The organism is Clostridium budayi (assembly GCF_055396605.1).
Genome location: NZ_AP042456.1, coordinates 2,575,257 through 2,595,011 on the forward strand (window position 1 = coordinate 2,575,257; position 19,755 = coordinate 2,595,011).

Annotated in this window: 16 protein-coding genes, 1 tRNA gene and 1 pseudogene; 3 read left to right on the forward strand and 15 right to left on the reverse strand. The window is 27.6% G+C overall.

What is annotated here, in order from left to right:
- The first annotated feature begins 64 nt into the window (after positions 1-64).
- Positions 65-1,483 carry a pyruvate kinase gene (gene pyk, locus ACZ5TJ_RS12365; protein WP_464200107.1) on the forward strand — a complete coding sequence of 473 codons (1,419 nt, stop codon included), beginning with the start codon at positions 65-67 and terminating at the stop codon, positions 1,481-1,483.
- Positions 1,484-1,530: 47 nt separating this feature from the next.
- Here pyk and rpsA read toward each other — a convergent pair whose 3' ends face one another.
- Positions 1,531-2,667, reverse strand: a complete 1,137-nt coding sequence (rpsA, locus tag ACZ5TJ_RS12370; protein WP_464200109.1) for a 30S ribosomal protein S1 — start codon at positions 2,665-2,667, stop codon at positions 1,531-1,533.
- 154 nt (positions 2,668-2,821) lie between these two features.
- Here rpsA and ACZ5TJ_RS12375 point away from each other — a divergent pair, with 154 nt between their 5' ends.
- Positions 2,822-3,391: a hypothetical protein gene (locus ACZ5TJ_RS12375; protein WP_464200111.1), complete on the forward strand. Its 570-nt coding sequence runs from the start codon at positions 2,822-2,824 to the stop codon at positions 3,389-3,391.
- Positions 3,392-3,539: 148 nt separating this feature from the next.
- Here ACZ5TJ_RS12375 and tnpA read toward each other — a convergent pair.
- The 14 genes and pseudogenes from tnpA to ACZ5TJ_RS12445 form a co-directional block, all read right to left on the reverse strand.
- Positions 3,540-3,995: pseudogene (tnpA, locus tag ACZ5TJ_RS12380) on the reverse strand (IS200/IS605 family transposase).
- A gap of 196 nt (positions 3,996-4,191) precedes the next feature.
- Positions 4,192-5,094 carry an HD domain-containing protein gene (locus tag ACZ5TJ_RS12385; protein WP_464200113.1) on the reverse strand — a complete coding sequence of 301 codons (903 nt, stop codon included), beginning with the start codon at positions 5,092-5,094 and terminating at the stop codon, positions 4,192-4,194.
- A 259-nt stretch (positions 5,095-5,353) separates the two neighbouring features.
- Entirely contained in the window at positions 5,354-5,560 is a 207-nt protein-coding gene (locus ACZ5TJ_RS12390) for a heavy-metal-associated domain-containing protein (RefSeq protein ID WP_054200351.1), read from the reverse strand.
- Between the two features lie 52 nt (positions 5,561-5,612).
- Positions 5,613-8,294 (reverse strand): heavy metal translocating P-type ATPase, encoded by a 2,682-nt coding sequence (locus tag ACZ5TJ_RS12395; protein ID WP_464200116.1) that lies wholly within the window; start codon positions 8,292-8,294, stop codon positions 5,613-5,615.
- A 48-nt stretch (positions 8,295-8,342) separates the two neighbouring features.
- Positions 8,343-8,612: a metal-sensing transcriptional repressor gene (locus tag ACZ5TJ_RS12400; protein WP_464200118.1), complete on the reverse strand. Its 270-nt coding sequence runs from the start codon at positions 8,610-8,612 to the stop codon at positions 8,343-8,345.
- 220 nt (positions 8,613-8,832) lie between these two features.
- Positions 8,833-9,246, reverse strand: coding sequence for a CBS domain-containing protein (locus ACZ5TJ_RS12405; RefSeq protein WP_045723957.1), 414 nt, complete (start codon positions 9,244-9,246; stop codon positions 8,833-8,835).
- 77 nt (positions 9,247-9,323) lie between these two features.
- Positions 9,324-10,241 carry a 3'-5' exonuclease gene (locus ACZ5TJ_RS12410; protein ID WP_464200120.1) on the reverse strand — a complete coding sequence of 306 codons (918 nt, stop codon included), beginning with the start codon at positions 10,239-10,241 and terminating at the stop codon, positions 9,324-9,326.
- A 29-nt stretch (positions 10,242-10,270) separates the two neighbouring features.
- On the reverse strand, positions 10,271-12,097 hold the full coding sequence (locus ACZ5TJ_RS12415) for a MutS-related protein (protein ID WP_464200122.1): 1,827 nt from the start codon (positions 12,095-12,097) through the stop codon (positions 10,271-10,273).
- A 122-nt stretch (positions 12,098-12,219) separates the two neighbouring features.
- A complete protein-coding gene (locus tag ACZ5TJ_RS12420) occupies positions 12,220-13,086 on the reverse strand; it encodes a metal ABC transporter substrate-binding protein (protein ID WP_464202336.1) in 867 nt (288 codons plus the stop codon).
- Positions 13,087-13,185: 99 nt separating this feature from the next.
- Positions 13,186-15,927, reverse strand: a complete 2,742-nt coding sequence (locus tag ACZ5TJ_RS12425) for an ATP-binding protein (RefSeq protein WP_464200124.1) — start codon at positions 15,925-15,927, stop codon at positions 13,186-13,188.
- Positions 15,917-17,050, reverse strand: a complete 1,134-nt coding sequence (locus ACZ5TJ_RS12430; protein ID WP_464200126.1) for a metallophosphoesterase family protein — start codon at positions 17,048-17,050, stop codon at positions 15,917-15,919. The genes ACZ5TJ_RS12425 and ACZ5TJ_RS12430 overlap by 11 nt, the downstream gene beginning before the upstream one ends.
- A 162-nt stretch (positions 17,051-17,212) precedes the next feature.
- The gene (locus ACZ5TJ_RS12435; RefSeq protein WP_039313594.1) at positions 17,213-17,401 is read right to left on the reverse strand and encodes an alpha/beta-type small acid-soluble spore protein; all 189 of its coding nucleotides are present in this window, start codon (positions 17,399-17,401) and stop codon (positions 17,213-17,215) included.
- 126 nt (positions 17,402-17,527) lie between these two features.
- Complete coding sequence (locus ACZ5TJ_RS12440; RefSeq protein WP_464200128.1) at positions 17,528-18,031, reverse strand: hypothetical protein; 504 nt, start codon at positions 18,029-18,031, stop codon at positions 17,528-17,530.
- A 406-nt stretch (positions 18,032-18,437) separates the two neighbouring features.
- A tRNA-Trp gene (locus tag ACZ5TJ_RS12445) sits at positions 18,438-18,513 on the reverse strand.
- Positions 18,514-18,672: 159 nt separating this feature from the next.
- Here ACZ5TJ_RS12445 and ACZ5TJ_RS12450 point away from each other — a divergent pair.
- Positions 18,673-19,740 carry an NAD(P)H-dependent flavin oxidoreductase gene (locus ACZ5TJ_RS12450; RefSeq protein WP_464200129.1) on the forward strand — a complete coding sequence of 356 codons (1,068 nt, stop codon included), beginning with the start codon at positions 18,673-18,675 and terminating at the stop codon, positions 19,738-19,740.
- Positions 19,741-19,755 lie beyond the last annotated feature (15 nt).

Consider the following 19,755-nt stretch of genomic DNA (forward strand, 5'->3'; position numbering starts at 1 on the left):
TAAAAATTTGCATATACTACTTGTTATACCGAAGAAATCTATAATACTTTAACGGGGTGATTCTATGCAAAAAACAAAAATGATTTTTACAATTGGTCCTGCAAGTGATTCAGAAGAAATTTTAAGAGAGTTCATTAAAATAGGCATGAGTGCTGCAAGACTTAATTTTTCTCATGGAACTCACGAAACTCATAAAGAAAAAATTGATCTAATCAAAAGATTAAGGGAAGAGATGGGTTCATCAACTGCTATTATTCTTGATATTAAGGGTCCTAAGATAAGAACTCATAATTTTGAGAATGATGGTGTGGTATTAAAAGAAGGAGATGATTTTGCCTTTATTTGTGATGATGAAATTCTTGGTAATAACAAAAAATGCTCCGTCACTTATAAAGAACTTTACAAGGATGTTAAACCAGGTGGTACTATTCTTGTAGATGATGGTCTTTTAGTATTCAAAATAAAAGACGTATGTGGTAAATCAATTAATTGTACAGTTGAAGTTGGAGGTATGATTAAAAATCATAAAGGTGTTAACGTGCCAAATGTATCAATAAACTTACCTTCAATTACAGAAAAAGATAAAGAGGATATAATCTTTGGATGTGAAAATGGAGTTGACTTTATAGCTGCATCATTCATAAGAAAAGCTTCTGATATTTTAGATGTTAAAAAAATTCTTAAAGAACATAATGGAGAGCATATTAAAGTTATTGCTAAAATAGAAAGCAATGAAGGTGTTAACAACATAGACTCTATTATAGAAGTAACAGATGCTGTAATGGTAGCTAGAGGTGATATGGGAGTTGAAATTCCAATAGAACAAGTTCCAATAATCCAAAAGAAAATAATTAAAAAATGTAACTTAAAAGGTAAAGTTGTAATTACAGCTACTCAAATGCTTGATTCAATGATTAGAAATTCTATGCCAACAAGAGCTGAAGCTTGTGACATATGTAATGCAATCTTTGATGGAACTGATGGAATAATGCTTAGTGGTGAAAGTGCTTCTGGTAATTTCCCAATAGAAGCTGCAAAGATAATGTCTAAAATAGCAATGGAAACAGAAGCTAACTTAGATTACTCACATTTATCAAATAGTAATATTGACCCTAGAAGTTTATTATTTGCAGATGCAATTAGCTATTCAGCATGCAGAACTGCAACAGCTGTCGGTGCTGAAGCTATAGTTGCTGCAACTCAAAGTGGTGCAACTGCAAGATTACTTTCAAAATATAGACCAAAGGCTCCAATTATTGCAATTACTCCTAACGATTACGTTATGAGAGGACTTGCACTTAACTTTGGAGTAATTCCAGTACATTGTGAGATGTTTAATACAACTGATGAAATTCTAAACGAAGCTAAAAGAGTTGCTAAGAGTTTTGATTTTATAAATTCAGGTGATGAAATAATAGTTGCAGCTGGTATGCCAACAACTCATACTGGTGGAACTAATATGTTAAAAATAGAAAAAGTTTAATAAAAAAATTATAGGCTGTTTCTTTATGAAACAGCCTAATTTTTTAATTAGAATAAATCTTTAAATAAATCTCCTAAAGTAACTTCATCTTCATCATTATCTACATATTTAAGATATTCCTTGCTCTTTTCAGCAGCATCTTTTATGCTTAATGCTAATTTCTTTGAAGCTTTATCTACATTTAAAACTTTAACCTTAACCTTTTGTCCGATCTTTAATACTTCTTCTGGTTTAGCTATGTTTTCATCAGTTATTTCACTTATATGAACTAATCCTTCGATTCCTTTAAATACTTCTATGAATGCACCAAAGCTTGTAAGTCTTACAACAGTTCCTTCTAAAGTATCTCCTATCTTCATGCTATCACCATGAACAGCCCATGGTTCTTTATTATTATCTTTTAATATTAATGATAATTTTCTATTTTCTTTATCTACATTTCCAACATAAACTTCTACTTCATCACCTATGTTAACTACATCTGTAACTTTCTTAACTCTTTCCCAAGCTAAATCATTTATGTGTACTAAACCTTGAACTCCTCCGATATCAACGAAAGCTCCAAATTTAACTACATTTTTAACTACACCTTTTCTCTTTTCGCCTGGTTTTATACCATCCCATATAGCTTTTTGATTCTTTTCATAAATTTCATCTTCAATAACTCTTCTTGAAGCTACAACTTTATTTCTATTAAAGTCTAATTCTATTATTTTAACTTCTAATTCTTTTCCAATTAGAGATTTTAAATCTATCTTATCTCTACTTGCAAGTGAAGCTGGAATGAATACTCTTATTGATCCATAATAAGCAACTAATCCACCTTTAACTCCTTCTTTAACGTTAATTTTTATTATTTCTTCATTATTGAAAGCTTTTTTAATTTCTTCTCTTTCTTCTTTTAATAAAACTCTTTTTCTTGATAATGAAACAAATCCTTCTCCATCATTTGGTGAAAGTACAAGAACTTTAAATTCGTCTCCAACTTTTACAACATCCATTGGATTTTGATCATTAGCTGTAAGTTCTTCTCTTGTTATTATTCCATCAAAAGCATATTTAACGTCAACAGTTACACCTTTATCATTAACATCGATAACCTTTGCATTTAATATATCACCTTTATTTATTCTCTTAACATCATATGAATTTAATAATTCACCCATAGTATTTTCAGTTGTCATTTAAAAACCACTCCTTTTATTTCCACATATCCGTTCATTTTAATTTTAATCTATCCTTTACTTTAATACAAGAAAAAGGCTAATTTAAAACCATCAACATTTACTTTTCCCCTCATATACTAAATATATAACACTTATCATGATTGGAGGTACTATGCCATTCTTTGATAAATTTAGGTCCAAGAAAAAAATGGCGCTAAAACAGTATGATGAAATTAATGAAATAAAGAGCTTATTAGATGGAAGTACATTTGAAGTTCTTAGTCTATTTGAAACATTAAATTCATTAAATGATAACTTAAAAAAAGCCAAACTTGAAAGTAATGATTTAGATTCTAAAATAAAGTTATCTATTGAAAAAGGAAATGAAAGATTATCTAAAAAAGCCATTGAAAAAAAATTATATAAAGACTATGAAATAAAATCATTAAGATTATCTATATCATATATTGAAGATTCAAAATCCAACATAGAATCTTTTTTAAATGATTTAAATTCTGAATATAAAAAAATAATAACTATATATGAGGATGCAAAAGATCTTGCTTTATTTTCTAGGTTTAATAAAAATATGATTGATTCAATAAGTAATTTTAAGAAAATTTTATTTAACCTAAATATGATATTACTAGATGTAGAAGAAAAACTTAATGAAAATAATAGAAAACCTTCAATTTCAATAGATTTCAATTCTGAAATTGAAAATTATAAAAAGCTCCTTTAATCATAACCACCCGTCCAACGGGTGGTTTGCTCTGGGGCTATAAGCCCAAGTGTTACCGGCTAGCGTCTAAAGGCGCTAGCTTTCATTTTGTTCAAGCTACTTGCCTTTGCCGCTTTTGCTACCCCTAAAGGGGTGACGTATTACTTTTTTAACCCTTAAAAGGGTCTTCATACTCTCTTACACTTAACTTATCTATCGCTATATCATGTTTTTCTTGCTCTTGAATATATTTCTTTATTGTTGCTTCATTTAATCCAACCGTACTTACATAGTATCCTTCTGCCCAGAAATGTCTATTTCCAAACTTATACTTTAAATTTGCATGCTTATCAAACAACATTAGTGCGCTTTTACCTTTTAAATATCCCATAAAACTTGAAACACTTATCTTTGGAGGGATGCTCACAAGTATATGTACATGTTCCGGCATTAAATGTCCTTCTATTATTTCTACTCCTTTGTATGCACACAGTTATTTTATTATATCTCTAATACTTGCCTTGTATTGATTATATATAACTTTTCGTCTATACTTTGGAGTGAACACAATGTGATATTTACACATCCATTTTGTGTGAGATAAACTATTAGTTTTATTAGCCATTAAAATCACCTTTCCTTTCATTATATCGTAGCCTGAACAACTACATTATATCGGAAAGGTGATTTTTTTGTATAACAAACCGCTTCCGCACCCGCATAGCAGGTGGTTTAATGTTTCGTACGCTATTGCGCACTCAACAGGCTTAAAGCCAATAATAAAAAATAACTAGAATGTTAAAATTCTAGTTATTTTTATTTTATAAATAAAGTTTTGTTTCAATTCTTCTGTCATACTCTGACCAGTTACCACTTTCAGTTTTATCTTTTAATTGATTTATTTTATTCATAGTTGCATCTATAGAATCTGCATAATTTAAAATAAATGACTCTTCCATATTCATTTCTCTTGGGGAGCCATATTCAAGTTTACCGTGATGCTGAGTAATACATCCTTTTATTCTGCATACGAAATCTTCGCTATAAAATCCAGGAGTTTTTCTTATAGCTTCATCAAGCATTTGCAATGCTATTACTATATGCCCTTCAAGTTCTCCTCTTAAAGTATATTTAAACGGACCATCATAATAAAGTTCATATATTTTACCTATGTCATGAAGTTTAGCTGCAAGAACTGCAATTTCACTTCTTCTACAATCATATCTTTCACAAAGCATAGCAGTTAAATGCATAACATTTAAAGTATGTTCTGCAAGTCCTCCAATATAATTGTGATGCATTGATACTCCACCTATACCTTTTTTAAACTTCTCTAAGAACTCATCATCTTTAAAGAAATAATCATTTAATGCTTTTCCTTCTCTAGATAACACATATCTATTTGTATACTCTTCAATTTCATTCATTATGTCTTCAATTGGACATTTTACAGTTGGAAGATAGTCCTCTACTTTATAGTTAGAAATAAGTTCATATTTCTTAACATCTAAGTTTCCATCTTTACTTCCTTCTACATATAAAACTCTTCCCACTTTAAGTTCTTCATTTTTACTATGTATATTTGCTTTAACTTCTCCACTTTTATCTGCTAGTATACATACTGTTTTAGAGGCATCTTTATATATAATTTTCATTATCATCAATGATATTTTTACATTGTCTCCATTTTTTATGTCTATTAAAAATTTATCTTTTGTACTCATAGTACCCTCCAATTTATATATTTACTTAAAATAGTATATGTAAAATTACTATTATTTATAGTTATAAAAATCACCGTATTCAAACAATAGTTACTAAATACAAAAAAATAGTAGTACCACCACACTCTTAGATACTACTATTTACTATATATTATATCATATTTCTTAAATAAAGAGATGGAATCAAAGAATAAATAAAAGCCTACCTCTAAAAAGTAATATTAAATCACTCTTTAAAGATAGGCCTTTTTATAATATATTAAGCTTTTGTTATACTTTCTACATCATATCCTGCATCTTCAATTATATCTTTTAATTTAGCTTCAGTTACATCTCCTTCAACTACAGCACTTCCAAGTTCTACAGTGAAGTCTTTAACTTCTACACAATCTTCTAAAGCTTCTTGAATGTGTCCTATACAATGTGCACATCCCATACCACCAATTTTAACATTATATTTTGTCATAAAAATCACTCCTTTTATATTGCAATTTATTTAAAAATAAATTTATCTTAATTTAGAATTTTGGTTTAAATCCTTTTAATCTTAAAGCATTAAGAAGAACTGATACTGAACTTAAACTCATTGCAAATGCTCCAATCATAGGATTTAATAATGGGCCACCAAATATGTGTAGTATACCCATTGCAACTGGAATACCTAATACGTTATATCCAAATGCCCAGAATAAGTTTTCTTTTACATTTTTAATTGTTGCTCTACTTAATTGAATTGCTGTAACAACATCTAAAAGGTCACTTCTCATTAAAACTATATCAGCAGATTCTATTGCAACATCAGTACCTGATCCTATTGCTATACCAATTTCTGCTGTAACAAGTGCTGGTGCATCATTAATACCATCACCAACCATTGCAACTTTTTTGCCTTCTTTTTGAATTTCTTTAACTACATTTGCTTTACCTTCTGGTAATACATCAGATACTACTCTATCAATTCCAACTTGTTTTGCTATTGCCTTTGCAGTTCTTTCATTATCACCAGTTAACATAACTACTTCAATTCCCATTTTATGAAGAGCACTAACTGCTTTAGCACTATTTTCTTTTACAGTATCTGCAACTGCAATAATTCCTGCAAGACTTCCATCTATTCCAATAAACATTGGTGTTTTTCCTTCTCCTGATAATTCATGTGCTTTCTCATCTAATGTAGAAATATCTATATTACTTCTAACCATCATCTTTCTATTACCAATTGAAATATTTTTATTTTCAATTATTGTTTTAATACCTTCTCCTGGTATTGATTTAAATTCATGAATTTCTGGAAGAGTAATTGATTTTTCTTCTGCTTCCTTTACAATAGCTTCACCAAGTGGATGTTCTGATCCCTTTTCAGCAGCTGCTGCAAGTTTTAGTAATTCCTTATTATCAAGTGAATTACTTATAATATCAGTTACTTTTGGTTTACCTTCTGTTATTGTACCTGTTTTATCAAAAATTATTGTGTTAATTTTATGTGCTTCTTCTAAAGCTACACCACTTTTAATTAATACACCATTTTCTGCCCCTTTTCCTGTACTTACCATTATCGCAGTTGGTGTTGCTAATCCTAATGCACAAGGGCAAGCTATTACAAGTACAGAAATTAATATATTAAGAGAAAACTCTAAGTTTTCATTACCTATAAAGTACCAAGCAAGTGCTGCTAATATTGAAAGAACTATTACTATTGGTACAAAGTATCCTGAAATAATATCTGCAAGTTTAGCTATAGGAGCTTTTGTTCCTTGAGCATCTTCAACTAAGTTTATTATTTTTGAAAGTACAGTATCATTACCAACCTTTGTAGCTTTATATCTAAACATTCCGTTTTTATTGATACTGGCTCCGTATACATCTGAACCTTCATTCTTTTCAACTGGAATACTTTCACCTGTAAGCATTGATTCATCAACTGCTGATGAACCTGAAACTACAACTCCATCTACAGGAAGTCTTTCCCCTGGTTTAACGACAATTATGTCACTAACTCTTACATCTTCAATTGGTATTACTTTTTCTTTTCCATCTATAATTACTGTTGCAGTCTTTGGTGCTAATCCCATTAATTTATTTATAGCATCAGATGTCTTACCTTTTGTAAGAGCTTCTAAAAATTTACCAAGACTTATAAATGCAACAATCATACCAGCTGATTCAAAGTATAAATGATGTACAAAGTGAACTTCTCCACCGCCAATTTTAACTAATGCATATATACCATATAAAAGAGCTGCTGTACTACCTAACTCAATTAAACTGTCCATATTAGGACTTAAATGGAATATATTTTTAAATCCATGTATGAAGAATTCTCTTCCAACGTATATAATAAGCAATGTTAAAATAAGTTGTATCATAGCAAAGTTATATGGATTTACACTTGGATCTATTATACTTGGAAGTGTAAGTCCCATCATTGATCCCATAGAAATTACTATTAGTGGAATTGCAAATATTAAAGACCATATGAATCTATTTTTTGCTTTTCTTACTTTTTGTTCGCTTTCTTTTTTAGAATCTTCCTTATTTTCTTCTGTTACGTATATTGCTTCATATCCTGCTTTTTTAACTGCATTTCCAATATCATCTATTGAAACTTTTCTACCATCGTATTTAACGTTCATATCTTCTACTGCAAGATTTACAGGCGCTTCTTCTACCCCGTCTAGTTTACTAACAACTTTTTCTATTCTAGATGCGCATGATGCACAAGTCATTCCTTTTATTTTAAAGTGTGCGTGAGATAAATTATTACTTTCTTTTATTTCTTCTGCATCATATCCAGCTTTTCTAACCTTTTCTATTATTTCTTCTGGTGAAATACTACTTTTATCATAAGATACTGTAGCTTTTTCAGTTGCTAAATTAACAGTAGCATTATCTATTCCTTCTGTTTTATTTAGAACTTTTTCTATTCTAGATGCACATGATGCACAAGTCATTCCGCTTATTTTAAAACTCTCACTTGTAGCATCATTACTTTTTATTTCTGAAGCTTCATAACCTGCTTTTTTTACTTTTTCCTCTATATCCTTAGTATCTACTTTATCTTTATCATAATTAACTGTCATCTTTTCAGTTGCTAAATTAACCGTAGCATTATCTACTCCATCAATTTTATTAACAACCTTTTCCACTCTTGCGGCACATGATGCACAGGTCATCCCTTTAACTGTGAATTGTTTTTTCATTGTTTCCCCTCCTCCTGTACAAGGTTATATATGAATTAATATTTTCGATTATTTATCTATAAGCTTTGTAAGAATGCTTATTACTTCTTCTACCTTTGTATCTTTTGTTTCTTCATTATCTAATGCTTCTCTTACACAATGGTGCATGTGTTGCGTTAATATATGCTTATTTGCTTTCTTTAGCAATCCTTGTGCTGCTATTATTTGATTTGATATATCAATGCAATATCTTTCATCTTCAAGCATTTTTATAATTCCATCTATTTGTCCTCTACATGTTTTTAATACTTGTAGTGCTTTTTTCTTATCTTCATTCATGATTTTCGCCTCCTACCCCCTCCCATAGGGGGTGTATTTATCTTAATTAATATACTACTCCAATTGATAAGTAATGTCAATAAGGTTTATATTTCCTTTTTTAAAACTTTATTTTATTCATATATTCACTGCTTTTTTACACCAAATTAACAATTTATCTTTTTATAGTGCCCTAACCTAAATAACTTTATATATGAAAAGAGAGCTAAAAATAGCTCTCTTAATAATTTTCTTTCTTTATTTCGTTATAACAATAATTTATAATATCACTTCTCTTTATTATTCCAATAAAGATTCCATCATCATCTACTACTGGAACAAAATTTTGATTTACTGCAAGTGATATTAAACTTTCAATATTTGCATTTATTGAAACACTTTTGTGTTTTCTTCTCGTTTTTATATCTTTAACTCTTACACTTTCTGTGTTTTTAAAGTTAAGGTCTGGAGTGTTTTTAAGTTTCCATAAAAGGTCACCTTCCGTTAAAGTTGAAACATATCTACCATGCTTGTCTATTAACGGTATAGCCGTATAGCCATGGTGCTCCATCCTCTCCATAACTTGTCTCATAGTTGCTTCTAAATTCTCACAGATTACTTCATTTTTAGGCGTAAGGAAAAATGCTATATTCATATTTCTTCATTCCTCTTCATAATATTTTATTTAAATACCTTATACTATTTTAACATAACTAAATAATTCTATCATGTCTATAGTGCTTTCTCTTTTTTAAGAAAATATTTATCTAATTTGTAGCTATAGTCAGAATAATCAATCTCATTTATCATATTTCCTATTTCAGAATACATTATATTTCCATGTAAACTTTTTTTAACTATAACTTCATTTAGTACTGATCCATTACATTTTGAACATCTTCCAATAGATATAAATCTCCATCTATATGGCATATAATCAAATGCTAATTCTATTTTCTTTCTGCATCTAGGACATAACGATTTAATTTTATTACATTCAAGAGTAATTCCATCTAAATCTTTAACTGTAATAGCTGGCATATCATATATATTTTGAATTAAGTAATTCTTAAGTATTCTATGATTATAAAGTTTTCTAAATACTTGAACTGTAAACTCTGCATCATTTAATGCATCATGTAATAGTGAATTATCTATTTTTATATTTAACCTCTTTAGGGCATTTTTTAAACTAAGTGATTTTTTAACACCTAAAACATTACTTGTATATTCTTGTATATCTAAATAGTTTCTAATCCATTTAAGATTTTCATAGTTATGATAATGCGCATTTATTATTATTTGTGCAATATCATCTTTTGCCCAAGAACAAAGTATATCATCGCAAACAAAGCTTTTAAGCTTATCCATTCCTTCTTCAAATGAAATTCCTTTTTCTAAATCCTTATTTGTTATATTCGTGATATCTATAATTTCAGGATTTAATATAGGAAGTATAGAAGGCTTTATATATGCCTTCCACTTTCCTATAACTTTCATATATTTATCTACTTTTATTGCACCTATTTCAATTATTTCATTTTGCACTTCTAAGCTATTAATATTCTTATACTTTTCATAAAAGTCTGGATAATACTTTGTTATATTATTTAAGTTATTAAATTCTAAGTCTATTATTACATACCCCATGGTAAATTTTCCTCTCTTCTATATCCCCTTTATTTAAATTCGATTCCTGCAAGCTTCATAAGGTGTATTGCATTTTGAGTCTCACTTTTCCCTTTTCTAAGCTTATAATCAAATTTTATTTTGTTATTCTCATAGTACTCTCTAAAGTTGTAATTTTCTATTCTACTATCATGTTCTTCTAAATCACAAAGTTCTAAATCGTGTGTAGATACAAGTCCCATAGCACCACCATCAATTAATTGGTTTATAAGTTCAGTAGCTCCAGTGTGTCTATCTACTGAATTTGTACCCTTAAATATTTCATCAAGTAAGAAGAATACATCCTCACCCCTTTTAGTTGCTTCTATTAGAATCTTTATTCTAAGTATTTCTGCATAAAATGATGATATACTTTCTTCTAAGTTATCTTTAGTTCTCATACATGTATATATATTAAATATACCGCAAGTAAATTCTTCACTATAAACCGGTGCTCCAATATAGGCTAATAATAAATTAAGACCTATTGTTCTTAAGAATGTACTTTTACCTGACATATTAGAACCAGTTATTAGTGTAACTCGTTTTCCATCTGAAAGAGAATAATCATTTCTTACTGCTCTTTCTCCTATTAATGGATGACCAATTTTCTTACCTCTTATTTCTTTCTTATCTGATATTGATGGGAAGTTCCAATCTTCAAAATCGAAATAAAGATTAGATATACTTACTAGTGAATCAATTTCACTCATTACATCTAGCCAATTTTCAAGTTCCTTTGAGTTCTTTTTCTTCCAATCTTCTAAGTTTTCCATTATAAATACATCAGAAAAAATTAATATATTTAATATTAAATAATATGCATTACTTGAGCTATCTCCAACCCAATCTAAAAGGTTAGATAACTTTTTCATCTCTTCACTACAAGAAATACCTTCTGAATTATTTAATTTTTTCTTTATAGCTTTTAGATATTCTGAATTAAATTCTTCATTCTCAATCATTTTTAATATCTCAGAATAACTTTTAACAGTTCCCTTTATATCATTAATAAGTAGTATATCTTCTTTGTAATCCTTTGTTAAAAGCTTAATTACTACAAAGTTAACCATAAGGAAAAGTAACACATAACTAGGTGTTATAAACTTAAGTATTGCTGATACTATACTTGCAAAAGTTAATGCTATAAATATATATGCTATTAACTTTTTACTTTCTCTTTTCTTACTACTAGAATTACTCCATTTTAATAAAGCTTCTAGCTCATTTACTTCTCTTTTCTTACTCTTTAATTTACTTTTTCCTCTTACTAATAACTCTTGTCTCCACTCTATCTTTTTGCCAAGCTCTTCTATACCTTTTTGCTTATTATGGATTTCTTCTTTTGATGGAAGCTTTTCTAAGCTTAACGATTTAACTAATTTTTCTCTTCCACCCTTAGTTAAGGTATCATTTATTAATTGGAAAAGAGAACTTTTTCCGAATATATCTATATCTGATGAAAAAGGATGAGAATCATTTATATACTCACTTCCGTCATCTTCTATGCTTTTAAATTCACCATTTATTCTCTTAACACCTTTCTCATTTATCTCTAAAAATCTTTCTACCTTTTCTTTTTTATTTATAAGCTTATTATGATAAGTTGCTACTACAATAAAAGCAGCTATTAATAATACTTCTGATAATATAAGAGGTATTAAACTATTTTTATTATATAGAAAATATCCTAGAGCTATCATAATAATAACTATAACTAGTCTACTCCAACCTACTTTAGTTATATTACTTTCCATGTTTGAAATTTCATTTTTACTCTTTTCTATATTGCTTTTATAGTATTTTAATGCATTAATGTATACCGCCTCCTCTTCCATTATTTACATAAATTATTATACCATATTAAAATAAAAAAATTCATACATAATAATTAAGCATATAACAAATAAAAGATTTGATATAAACTATAACTTACATCAAATCTTTTACTAAAATTATATTATTTATTTTCTTCTTCTAGACTCTTATATATAACATCTAAATTATATTTCATTCCTTCTAGATAAGTTTTATCATCTTCACTTGATTCTAGACTATATATTTTTTCAACTTTAGTTCCAGCTTCTCTTGCTAAAGTTTCTGAAGTTTTTGGTTCCGCTAAGCTTTCTTGGAATATTGTTTTTATGTTGTTTTCCTTGCAGTATTTAGCAAGTTCTTCTAACTTTCTTGGAGTAGCTTCACCTTCTCCAAACACGTCTTTTATTGATTTTTGATTTAATCCAAATTCTTTACATAAGTATCCGAAAGCTGCATGACCTGTAACAAAATCTTTTCTTTTAAGTTTATCAAACTTTTCTTTATATTCATTATATAAGTCATTAAACTCTTTTTGCATTTTTTTATAGTTTTCTTCATAATAATCTTTGTTACTTGGATCTTTAGCTATTAATGCATTCTTTATGTTTTCCCCTTCTATTTCTGCATCTTTTAAACTTAACCATACATGAGGGTCAACCTTATCTCCATTTTTTATTACATTAACACCTTTACTTGCTTCTACCATATAAATATCTGTATCTTTTAATTGTGACATAGCATTATCAAGCCATGCTTCAAGACCTAATCCATTGTACACAAATATACTACTTTTAGTAAGTTTCTCAAAATCTGCTGGTTTAAAATCAAAATCATGTGGTTCTTGCCCTGGTTTAACTAATGTAGTTACATTAACCTTATCTCCACCTATCATTTTTGTTAATTGCTCTAATGGATAAATTGAAGCTGTAACTTGAAGCTTACCATTATCTTCAGTCTTTTCATCATTTTTTGAACATCCTATAAGAGCAAAAGATAGAATTAAAGCCATAACTATCCCTATAAACTTTTTCAAAAATCCGCACCTCTCTTGCATATGATTTGCATTTGCATATTGTAATTTTAATATTATTCATTATTATTGTCAATTCTATATAGAAATATAATTATTTTCTATGTTATTTTTATCTAGTATTTCCTTTTCAATAGATTGACATGTAAATATTATTGTCTGTGCAAATTTTCTATTTTTTATCATATTAATAGCTTTTTCTCTTCTAACATCATCATATTGTATGAATGCATCATCTAAAATTACTACTACTTCAGAATTTTTAAATATTAGGTCAATAAATGCAATTCTAAGCGCTAAATATAATTGATCATTTGCACCATTACTTAAATATTTCCCAGAAAATATATTAAAATTGTCCCTTACTGTCATCTCATAATTTTCACCAAGTTTAATTTCTGAGTATTTTTCACCAGTAATCTCTCTAAATATCTCTAGTATTTTATTATTAAGTGTTGGCCCAAAGCTTTCTCTTAATTCTCTTCCTGCAATTTCTAAGTTTTCTATTGCCATATTTATAGCAAGAAGTCTTTTTTCTAAAGCATTTATATTTGTTACTAAGTTTTCTAAATCTTCTTCTATTGCATTTATTGTTCTTTTTCCTAAAAAGCTAGTTTTTATTGAATTTTCTAAGTCAGCTATTTCTTTTTCTATATCTATTAAACTATTTGATTTATTTTTAATTTCCTGTTCTATTTCTTCCTCTGACTCATAACTATAATCCATATTTCCCACTAATATTTCAGAAAGTTCTTCTTTTATGCCTTCTATATCTCTATCTTTTAATAAAACATTATAAGTCTCCTCAACACTTTTTAGTGCTTTTTCTAAATAATTTTTATCTTGAATTTTCTTTCTAAAATCTTTTAGATACATTTCTAAGTCTACTAATTTTATATTATCTAAGTCCATATATTTTAGCTTTTGTTTTATTTTCTTTTCCTTCTCTTCAAGTTCAAAAATAATTCTTTCTAAAGCTTCTTTTTTAGATTGAGATTCTAAATTTAAAAGAGATATTTTTTGTTTTACCTTTTCATACTCATCAAGTTCTTTATATATTTCCTCTACAGTATCACAACCAAATAATTTCATAACTTGTGATATCATCTTTTTGTTCTGATTATATTTTTCAACATCTCTTTCAGAATATGTTTGATTAAGCTGTAATGTTCTTTCTTCTATTCTTAATTTCACTTTAGTTTCTAAAACATAGAAGTTCTCTAATGAATTTACAGCTCTTAATAAGTGCTCATAATCTTTGCATTTAATTAAATCTATATATTCATCAAGCTTATTTTCAATATTTTTTATTTTAATATTTAGTTCTTCAATCGTTTCTTCATTTTCTTTACCATAATAGAAAACTTTAATGTCTTTTTGAGTTTTGAATAAAAGCCCTCCCCCTAAAACTAAACATAGTATAGATATAATATAAAACAGTATATTTCCTTTTAACGAAACATTATATACTAATAAACAAATACCTAATATACTTAATGCTCCAAATATGTTTCTTTTAAATTCTAATGATTTTTTATCATCATTAGTACTTTCATTAAAGTTACCTTCTTCTATTTTTTCTTTTAGATTATGAAGATTTTCCTCATAATCTTTAAATAAGTCTTTTATTTTATCCATATATGGAGTTAATTTTATTATGTCACCTAAAAATCTTTTCTTTTGAGAAAGCTTTTTTTCTTCATCTTCAATTGATAACTTTAAAGCCTTGCTTCTCATAATTTTATCTTTAAGTGCTTCTTGCTCTGCATTAAGTCTTATAATTTTTTCTTTTAATCCACTTTCCATTTCTTCAAACATTTCATATCTACTTATATTTAAAGATTCAGCTTTTATCTTTTCTTCTAACTCTTTTAAATCATATTCATTTTCTTTTTTTATATCTAAAAGAGTTAAGTATTTTTTATTTTCTTCACTTAATTCATTTATATATTCTTCACTTATAAAGCCATTTTCTCTTCTTAGTTCGCTTTCTAACTCTTTTTCTTGTCTCTTTAGACTTTCACTTTTTTGAAGATAATTTGTAATTTCTCCATATTCCTTTTGAAGCTTACTTTTCTTTAAGTATTTTTTAAATAACTCTAATTTATCTATTTCTTCTCTTAAATTTTTTCTTAGCTCTTTTTTATTTATTAGTTTACTTTCATCTTCTAGATTCTCTTCGGCTATTTTATAAGCTTCATATCTTTCTTCTATAACTTTATTATATCTACTCTTTAATATATCAAGCTCTCCATTACCTCTTGGAGTAGTTAATTCTTTTTTGTTATCTTTAAGCTTTAATACAGCTTTATAAGCTGATACTTCACCTTCACCACATCCAAAGACATCAATAATTTTATCCATTATCTGTTCTTCTTTATCTTTAGATATTTCTATTCCAAGCTGAGGAATAAATAAAGTTTTTACAAATGTATTTCCGTTAATCCCTAAAAAATACGTTCCTGGTTCATCTTTATTTATATCTTTTATTTCCTCACCAGTTAATCCATCATATATAGTACAAGTATCTTCTTTTTTTGTAAGACCAAAACTTCTACTTATTATATAATCTTTACCATTATGATTTACTAAAAGTTCCCCTTGCATCTTTTCACCTGAAAAAGGCATATACTTCTTTCTTAAATTATTTTTGTTTCCCCTAACTGTAGAAAATCCAAATAACCATGCTCTAATGAAATTTTCTATTGTACTTTTTCCTTTTTCATTCTCACCATATACAAGGTTAATTCCTTCCTTTAAATCTATTTCTTTATCTTTAATTCCTCCAAATGATTTTATCCTAATCTTTTTAATAATCATCTAAGTTTACCTCCTCAGACGTTAAGCTCTGTAGTCCTATCTTTAATGCAAGTTCTATTATTTCTTTTTCTTCTTTATTTGCTGATTTCATTTTTTCGTTTAAATTATTTATAAATATTCCTTTTATTGAATGTTCATTATAAACTTCATCTAGATTAGATATTACATTAGTATTGTCTTTAATTTTTACAAAATAAAAATCATTACTAAGCTTTTCATTAAGAATATTTTCATTAATTTTAAAGTTAGCTTCTATGCTCCCTACCAAAGTTAATTTAAAGATATCTTTTCTTATATTAAAATCTTTAAGTTCTAATAAAATCTTCTCTTTTACTTCCTTATATCCAAATAGAGATGATATATCGATTTCTTTTTCTATATACTCTCTCTTACAAGTTTTTATAAACTTTAAATTAGTATATCCAATGCTTACATCCCCAACTAATACGCCTTTTTCTCCTATTTCATCAAATCCTCTTCCTTGAGGACATCCACTATATGCATAACTAGTTTTTCCTTCTTTAAAAACTCCAGTAAATTTATGTCTATGACCTAGCGCTAAGTAATCTAATTTACTATTTTCTATATCATTTAGTGTAATCGGATTATATTCATTTTTACTATTTCCATTTGCTATTTCTCCATGAATAACACCGATATTTATATACCCATCATATAAATCTATATCTTTAAGCATAGAATCATTTATATAACTTTCTGTGAATCCACAGCCATGTACACAAAGATTTAATTCATCTAACACTACTCTCTCAACAACATTTTCTTTAAATACATGTACATTTTCTGGCCAATCAATCAATTTATAAAAAGACTTAAAATTATAAGGATCATGATTACCTGGACTTATAAATACTTTAGTTATTTCTAATTTTTCTAATGCTTCTTTAATAAATGCTAAAGTACTTTTACTAACTGTATAATTATCAAATATATCTCCTGCTAAAAGCATTACTTGAATTTTTTCATTATTACATATATCTATTATTCTGCTAAAAACTTCTTTAATTTCTTCTTTACTTTTTATTGCATACTCATTTGTGAATTCCTTAAAAGGTGTGTCAAAATGTATGTCTGCACAATGAAGTATTTTTATCGTTTTCATGAAAACCCCTCTCTTTTCCGAACTTTTGTTCTCATTTTAACATATATTTCCCATAAAAAGAAAGAGGGCGATTTATTAAATCGCCCTCTCGGTTGAAAATACTTTAGTTATTTGGTGGTGTAATTTCCATTACATTCTCTGAATACACTTTTTATTAGGTGTTTACTTTAGAGAATTTTCGTATTGTTCAACCATTCTCTTAACCATTTCGCCACCTACGGAGCCACATTGTTTTGAACTTAAGTCTCCATTGTAGTCAGAGAAAGGTACTCCTAATTCTCTAGCTACTTCATTTTTAAATGCACTTAATCCTTTTTTTGCTTCTGGAACTATTACTCTGTTATATGACATAATCGATCCCTCCTAAGGCTTATGGTATTTTGTAAAGTAAATATGTTCTATTAACCTTACACTAATATTTTAACCGAATTAAGAATTTTAATTACATGTAAATTTTAAACATACATACATTTATTTCTATATTAAAGCCTTAAAAGTATAAAAGTCACTCTTTAAATCGTCTATACTTTTAAATAACTTGTCTTTATTTTCTTCATTAAATCTATTTTCTCTATTACTTAAATCTACGAAAAATGCTACATCTTGATTTTTTATATCCTTAAGTTCACATTCTTCATTTATTATTTTTACATTGTTTTCTTTTAAAATATCTTTTACATTTATATATTTAGGTATTATAGTATGTCCATTTTCTTCTATTAGCCTAAAATATGGCTTATTTTTATCAGCTATTTTTTTATTTTCAATGAATGTTAATCTTATTTTTGATTTGTTTGCTAAATCTAGTATGTTAGCTATATTACTTTCTACATTATCATTATCTAATTTCACTACTACATATGCTTTTGAACCATTTTCTTCTTTTAAAGCTGTAATAGATTGATAGTCTATTTCTGTTATAGCATTTACTACATCATTTACTTTCTTATTATTATCATATTCTTCAAAAGATGATTCCACTACTTTTTTTCATTTAAAACCTTCTTTGATACAAAAAATCCAATAATACCAATGGCAATAAGAGCTGAAATAATAATTAAAAATTTTTTATTCATTTTTCTCATCTCCACCCTCCTGTCGAATCCTCTTGTTAAATTATATCATATTTTTTAAATAAATATTAATAAATTTATGTTTTTATTAAAATTTTTCTCACTTTATTATTTTTTTTGCCATATTTCTTACTTTTATTAGTAACCATATTCTTTCTTTGACAAATTTTAGTTTTTATTATAGATATTTTTCTTTTTAATAATTAGTCAAACTTTTTTCATAGAAATATTAAAAATATTAAAGGTATTTATAAAATAGTATTAAATTTTTTAATTGCATAAAAAAAACACTTAGTATAAATACTAAGTGTTTGTGGCAGGGGCACTAGGACTTGAACCCAGAACCAATGGTTTTGGAGACCACTACTCTACCAATTGAGCCATACCCCTAAGACGTTATTTATTTTAACATGCTTATATATAGTATGTCAATAAAATTTTTTTGGTGATTTTTAAATATTGTTTATTTATAAATTTTGGATTATAATATATTAAAATATATTTTGATTATCAAAATATTTAAATTTCAAAATAAATGAGGTGTATTATATGAATTTAACCCCTTTAAAAATAGGAAATTTAGTAGCACGACTTCCTATAATTCAAGGAGGAATGGGTGTTGGAGTTTCTCTTTCAAATTTAGCATCGGCTGTTACAAATGCTGGTGGTATAGGAATTATATCATCTGCTCAAATAGGATTTAAGGAAAGTGATTTTGACAAAAATCCTCTTGAAGCTAATCTAAGAGCATTAAAAAAACATATAAAATTAGCAAAAGAGAAATGTAATAATGGAATAATAGGCGTAAATGTTATGGTAGCAACTAAAGAATACGCAGAATATATAAAAACAGCTGTAGAGAGTGGAATTGATCTTATAATATCAGGAGCTGGAATGCCAACTATGCTTCCAAAGCTTACAAAAGGATATAATGTTAAGATTGCTCCAATAGTATCATCACTAAAGGCTGCTAAAGTTATACTTAAATTATGGGATAAACATGATAATGTTACTCCTGATATGATTGTTGTTGAAGGTCCAAAAGCTGGTGGACATTTAGGTTTTAAAAAGGATGAAATAGAAACTGCTAGTGAAACCTTTGATACTACTATAGTAGATATAGTAAATCATGTTAAAGAATATGAGGAAAAATATGAAAAGAAGATACCTGTAATTGCAGCTGGTGGAATATTTGATGGTAATGATATAGCTAAATACTTAAAGCTTGGTGCATCAGGTGTTCAAATGGCTACAAGATTCGTTGCAACTTATGAATGTGATGCATCATTAGAATTTAAAAATGCTTATGTAAATGCTAGTGAAAATGAAGTTGGCATTGTAGCTAGTCCTGTTGGAATGCCTGGAAGAGCTATACTTAATCCATTTGTAAATAAAACTAAAGAAGGTCCAATAAAGGTTGATAAATGTTTTAGATGTTTAAAACCTTGCAATCCTAAAACAACACCTTACTGTATTACTAAAGCTCTTATTAATTCAGTAAATGGTGATATAGATAATGGTCTTATTTTCTGTGGAGAAAATGTAAGTAAAATTAAGGATATTACATCTGTCCAATCTTTAATGACTGAATTAGAAAATGAAATAAAAGTAATATAAATTCAACTAATAAAA

What these genes read in the sequence shown, in the direction of transcription:
- ACZ5TJ_RS12405 (WP_045723957.1), bottom strand. Translation starts at nt 9,246, where the DNA reads ATGAATATAGCATTTTTCCTTACGCCTAAAAATGAAGTAATCTGTGAG.
- ACZ5TJ_RS12425 (WP_464200124.1), bottom strand. Translation starts at nt 15,927, where the DNA reads ATGATTATTAAAAAGATTAGGATAAAATCATTTGGAGGAATTAAAGAT.
- ACZ5TJ_RS12450 (WP_464200129.1), top strand. Translation starts at nt 18,673, where the DNA reads ATGAATTTAACCCCTTTAAAAATAGGAAATTTAGTAGCACGACTTCCT.
- pyk (WP_464200107.1), top strand. Translation starts at nt 65, where the DNA reads ATGCAAAAAACAAAAATGATTTTTACAATTGGTCCTGCAAGTGATTCA.
- ACZ5TJ_RS12435 (WP_039313594.1), bottom strand. Translation starts at nt 17,401, where the DNA reads ATGTCATATAACAGAGTAATAGTTCCAGAAGCAAAAAAAGGATTAAGT.
- ACZ5TJ_RS12390 (WP_054200351.1), bottom strand. Translation starts at nt 5,560, where the DNA reads ATGACAAAATATAATGTTAAAATTGGTGGTATGGGATGTGCACATTGT.
- ACZ5TJ_RS12430 (WP_464200126.1), bottom strand. Translation starts at nt 17,050, where the DNA reads ATGAAAACGATAAAAATACTTCATTGTGCAGACATACATTTTGACACA.
- ACZ5TJ_RS12415 (WP_464200122.1), bottom strand. Translation starts at nt 12,097, where the DNA reads ATGGAAGAGGAGGCGGTATACATTAATGCATTAAAATACTATAAAAGC.
- ACZ5TJ_RS12420 (WP_464202336.1), bottom strand. Translation starts at nt 13,086, where the DNA reads ATGGCTTTAATTCTATCTTTTGCTCTTATAGGATGTTCAAAAAATGAT.
- ACZ5TJ_RS12385 (WP_464200113.1), bottom strand. Translation starts at nt 5,094, where the DNA reads ATGAGTACAAAAGATAAATTTTTAATAGACATAAAAAATGGAGACAAT.
- ACZ5TJ_RS12375 (WP_464200111.1), top strand. Translation starts at nt 2,822, where the DNA reads ATGCCATTCTTTGATAAATTTAGGTCCAAGAAAAAAATGGCGCTAAAA.
- ACZ5TJ_RS12400 (WP_464200118.1), bottom strand. Translation starts at nt 8,612, where the DNA reads ATGAATGAAGATAAGAAAAAAGCACTACAAGTATTAAAAACATGTAGA.
- ACZ5TJ_RS12395 (WP_464200116.1), bottom strand. Translation starts at nt 8,294, where the DNA reads ATGAAAAAACAATTCACAGTTAAAGGGATGACCTGTGCATCATGTGCC.
- ACZ5TJ_RS12410 (WP_464200120.1), bottom strand. Translation starts at nt 10,241, where the DNA reads ATGGGGTATGTAATAATAGACTTAGAATTTAATAACTTAAATAATATA.
- rpsA (WP_464200109.1), bottom strand. Translation starts at nt 2,667, where the DNA reads ATGACAACTGAAAATACTATGGGTGAATTATTAAATTCATATGATGTT.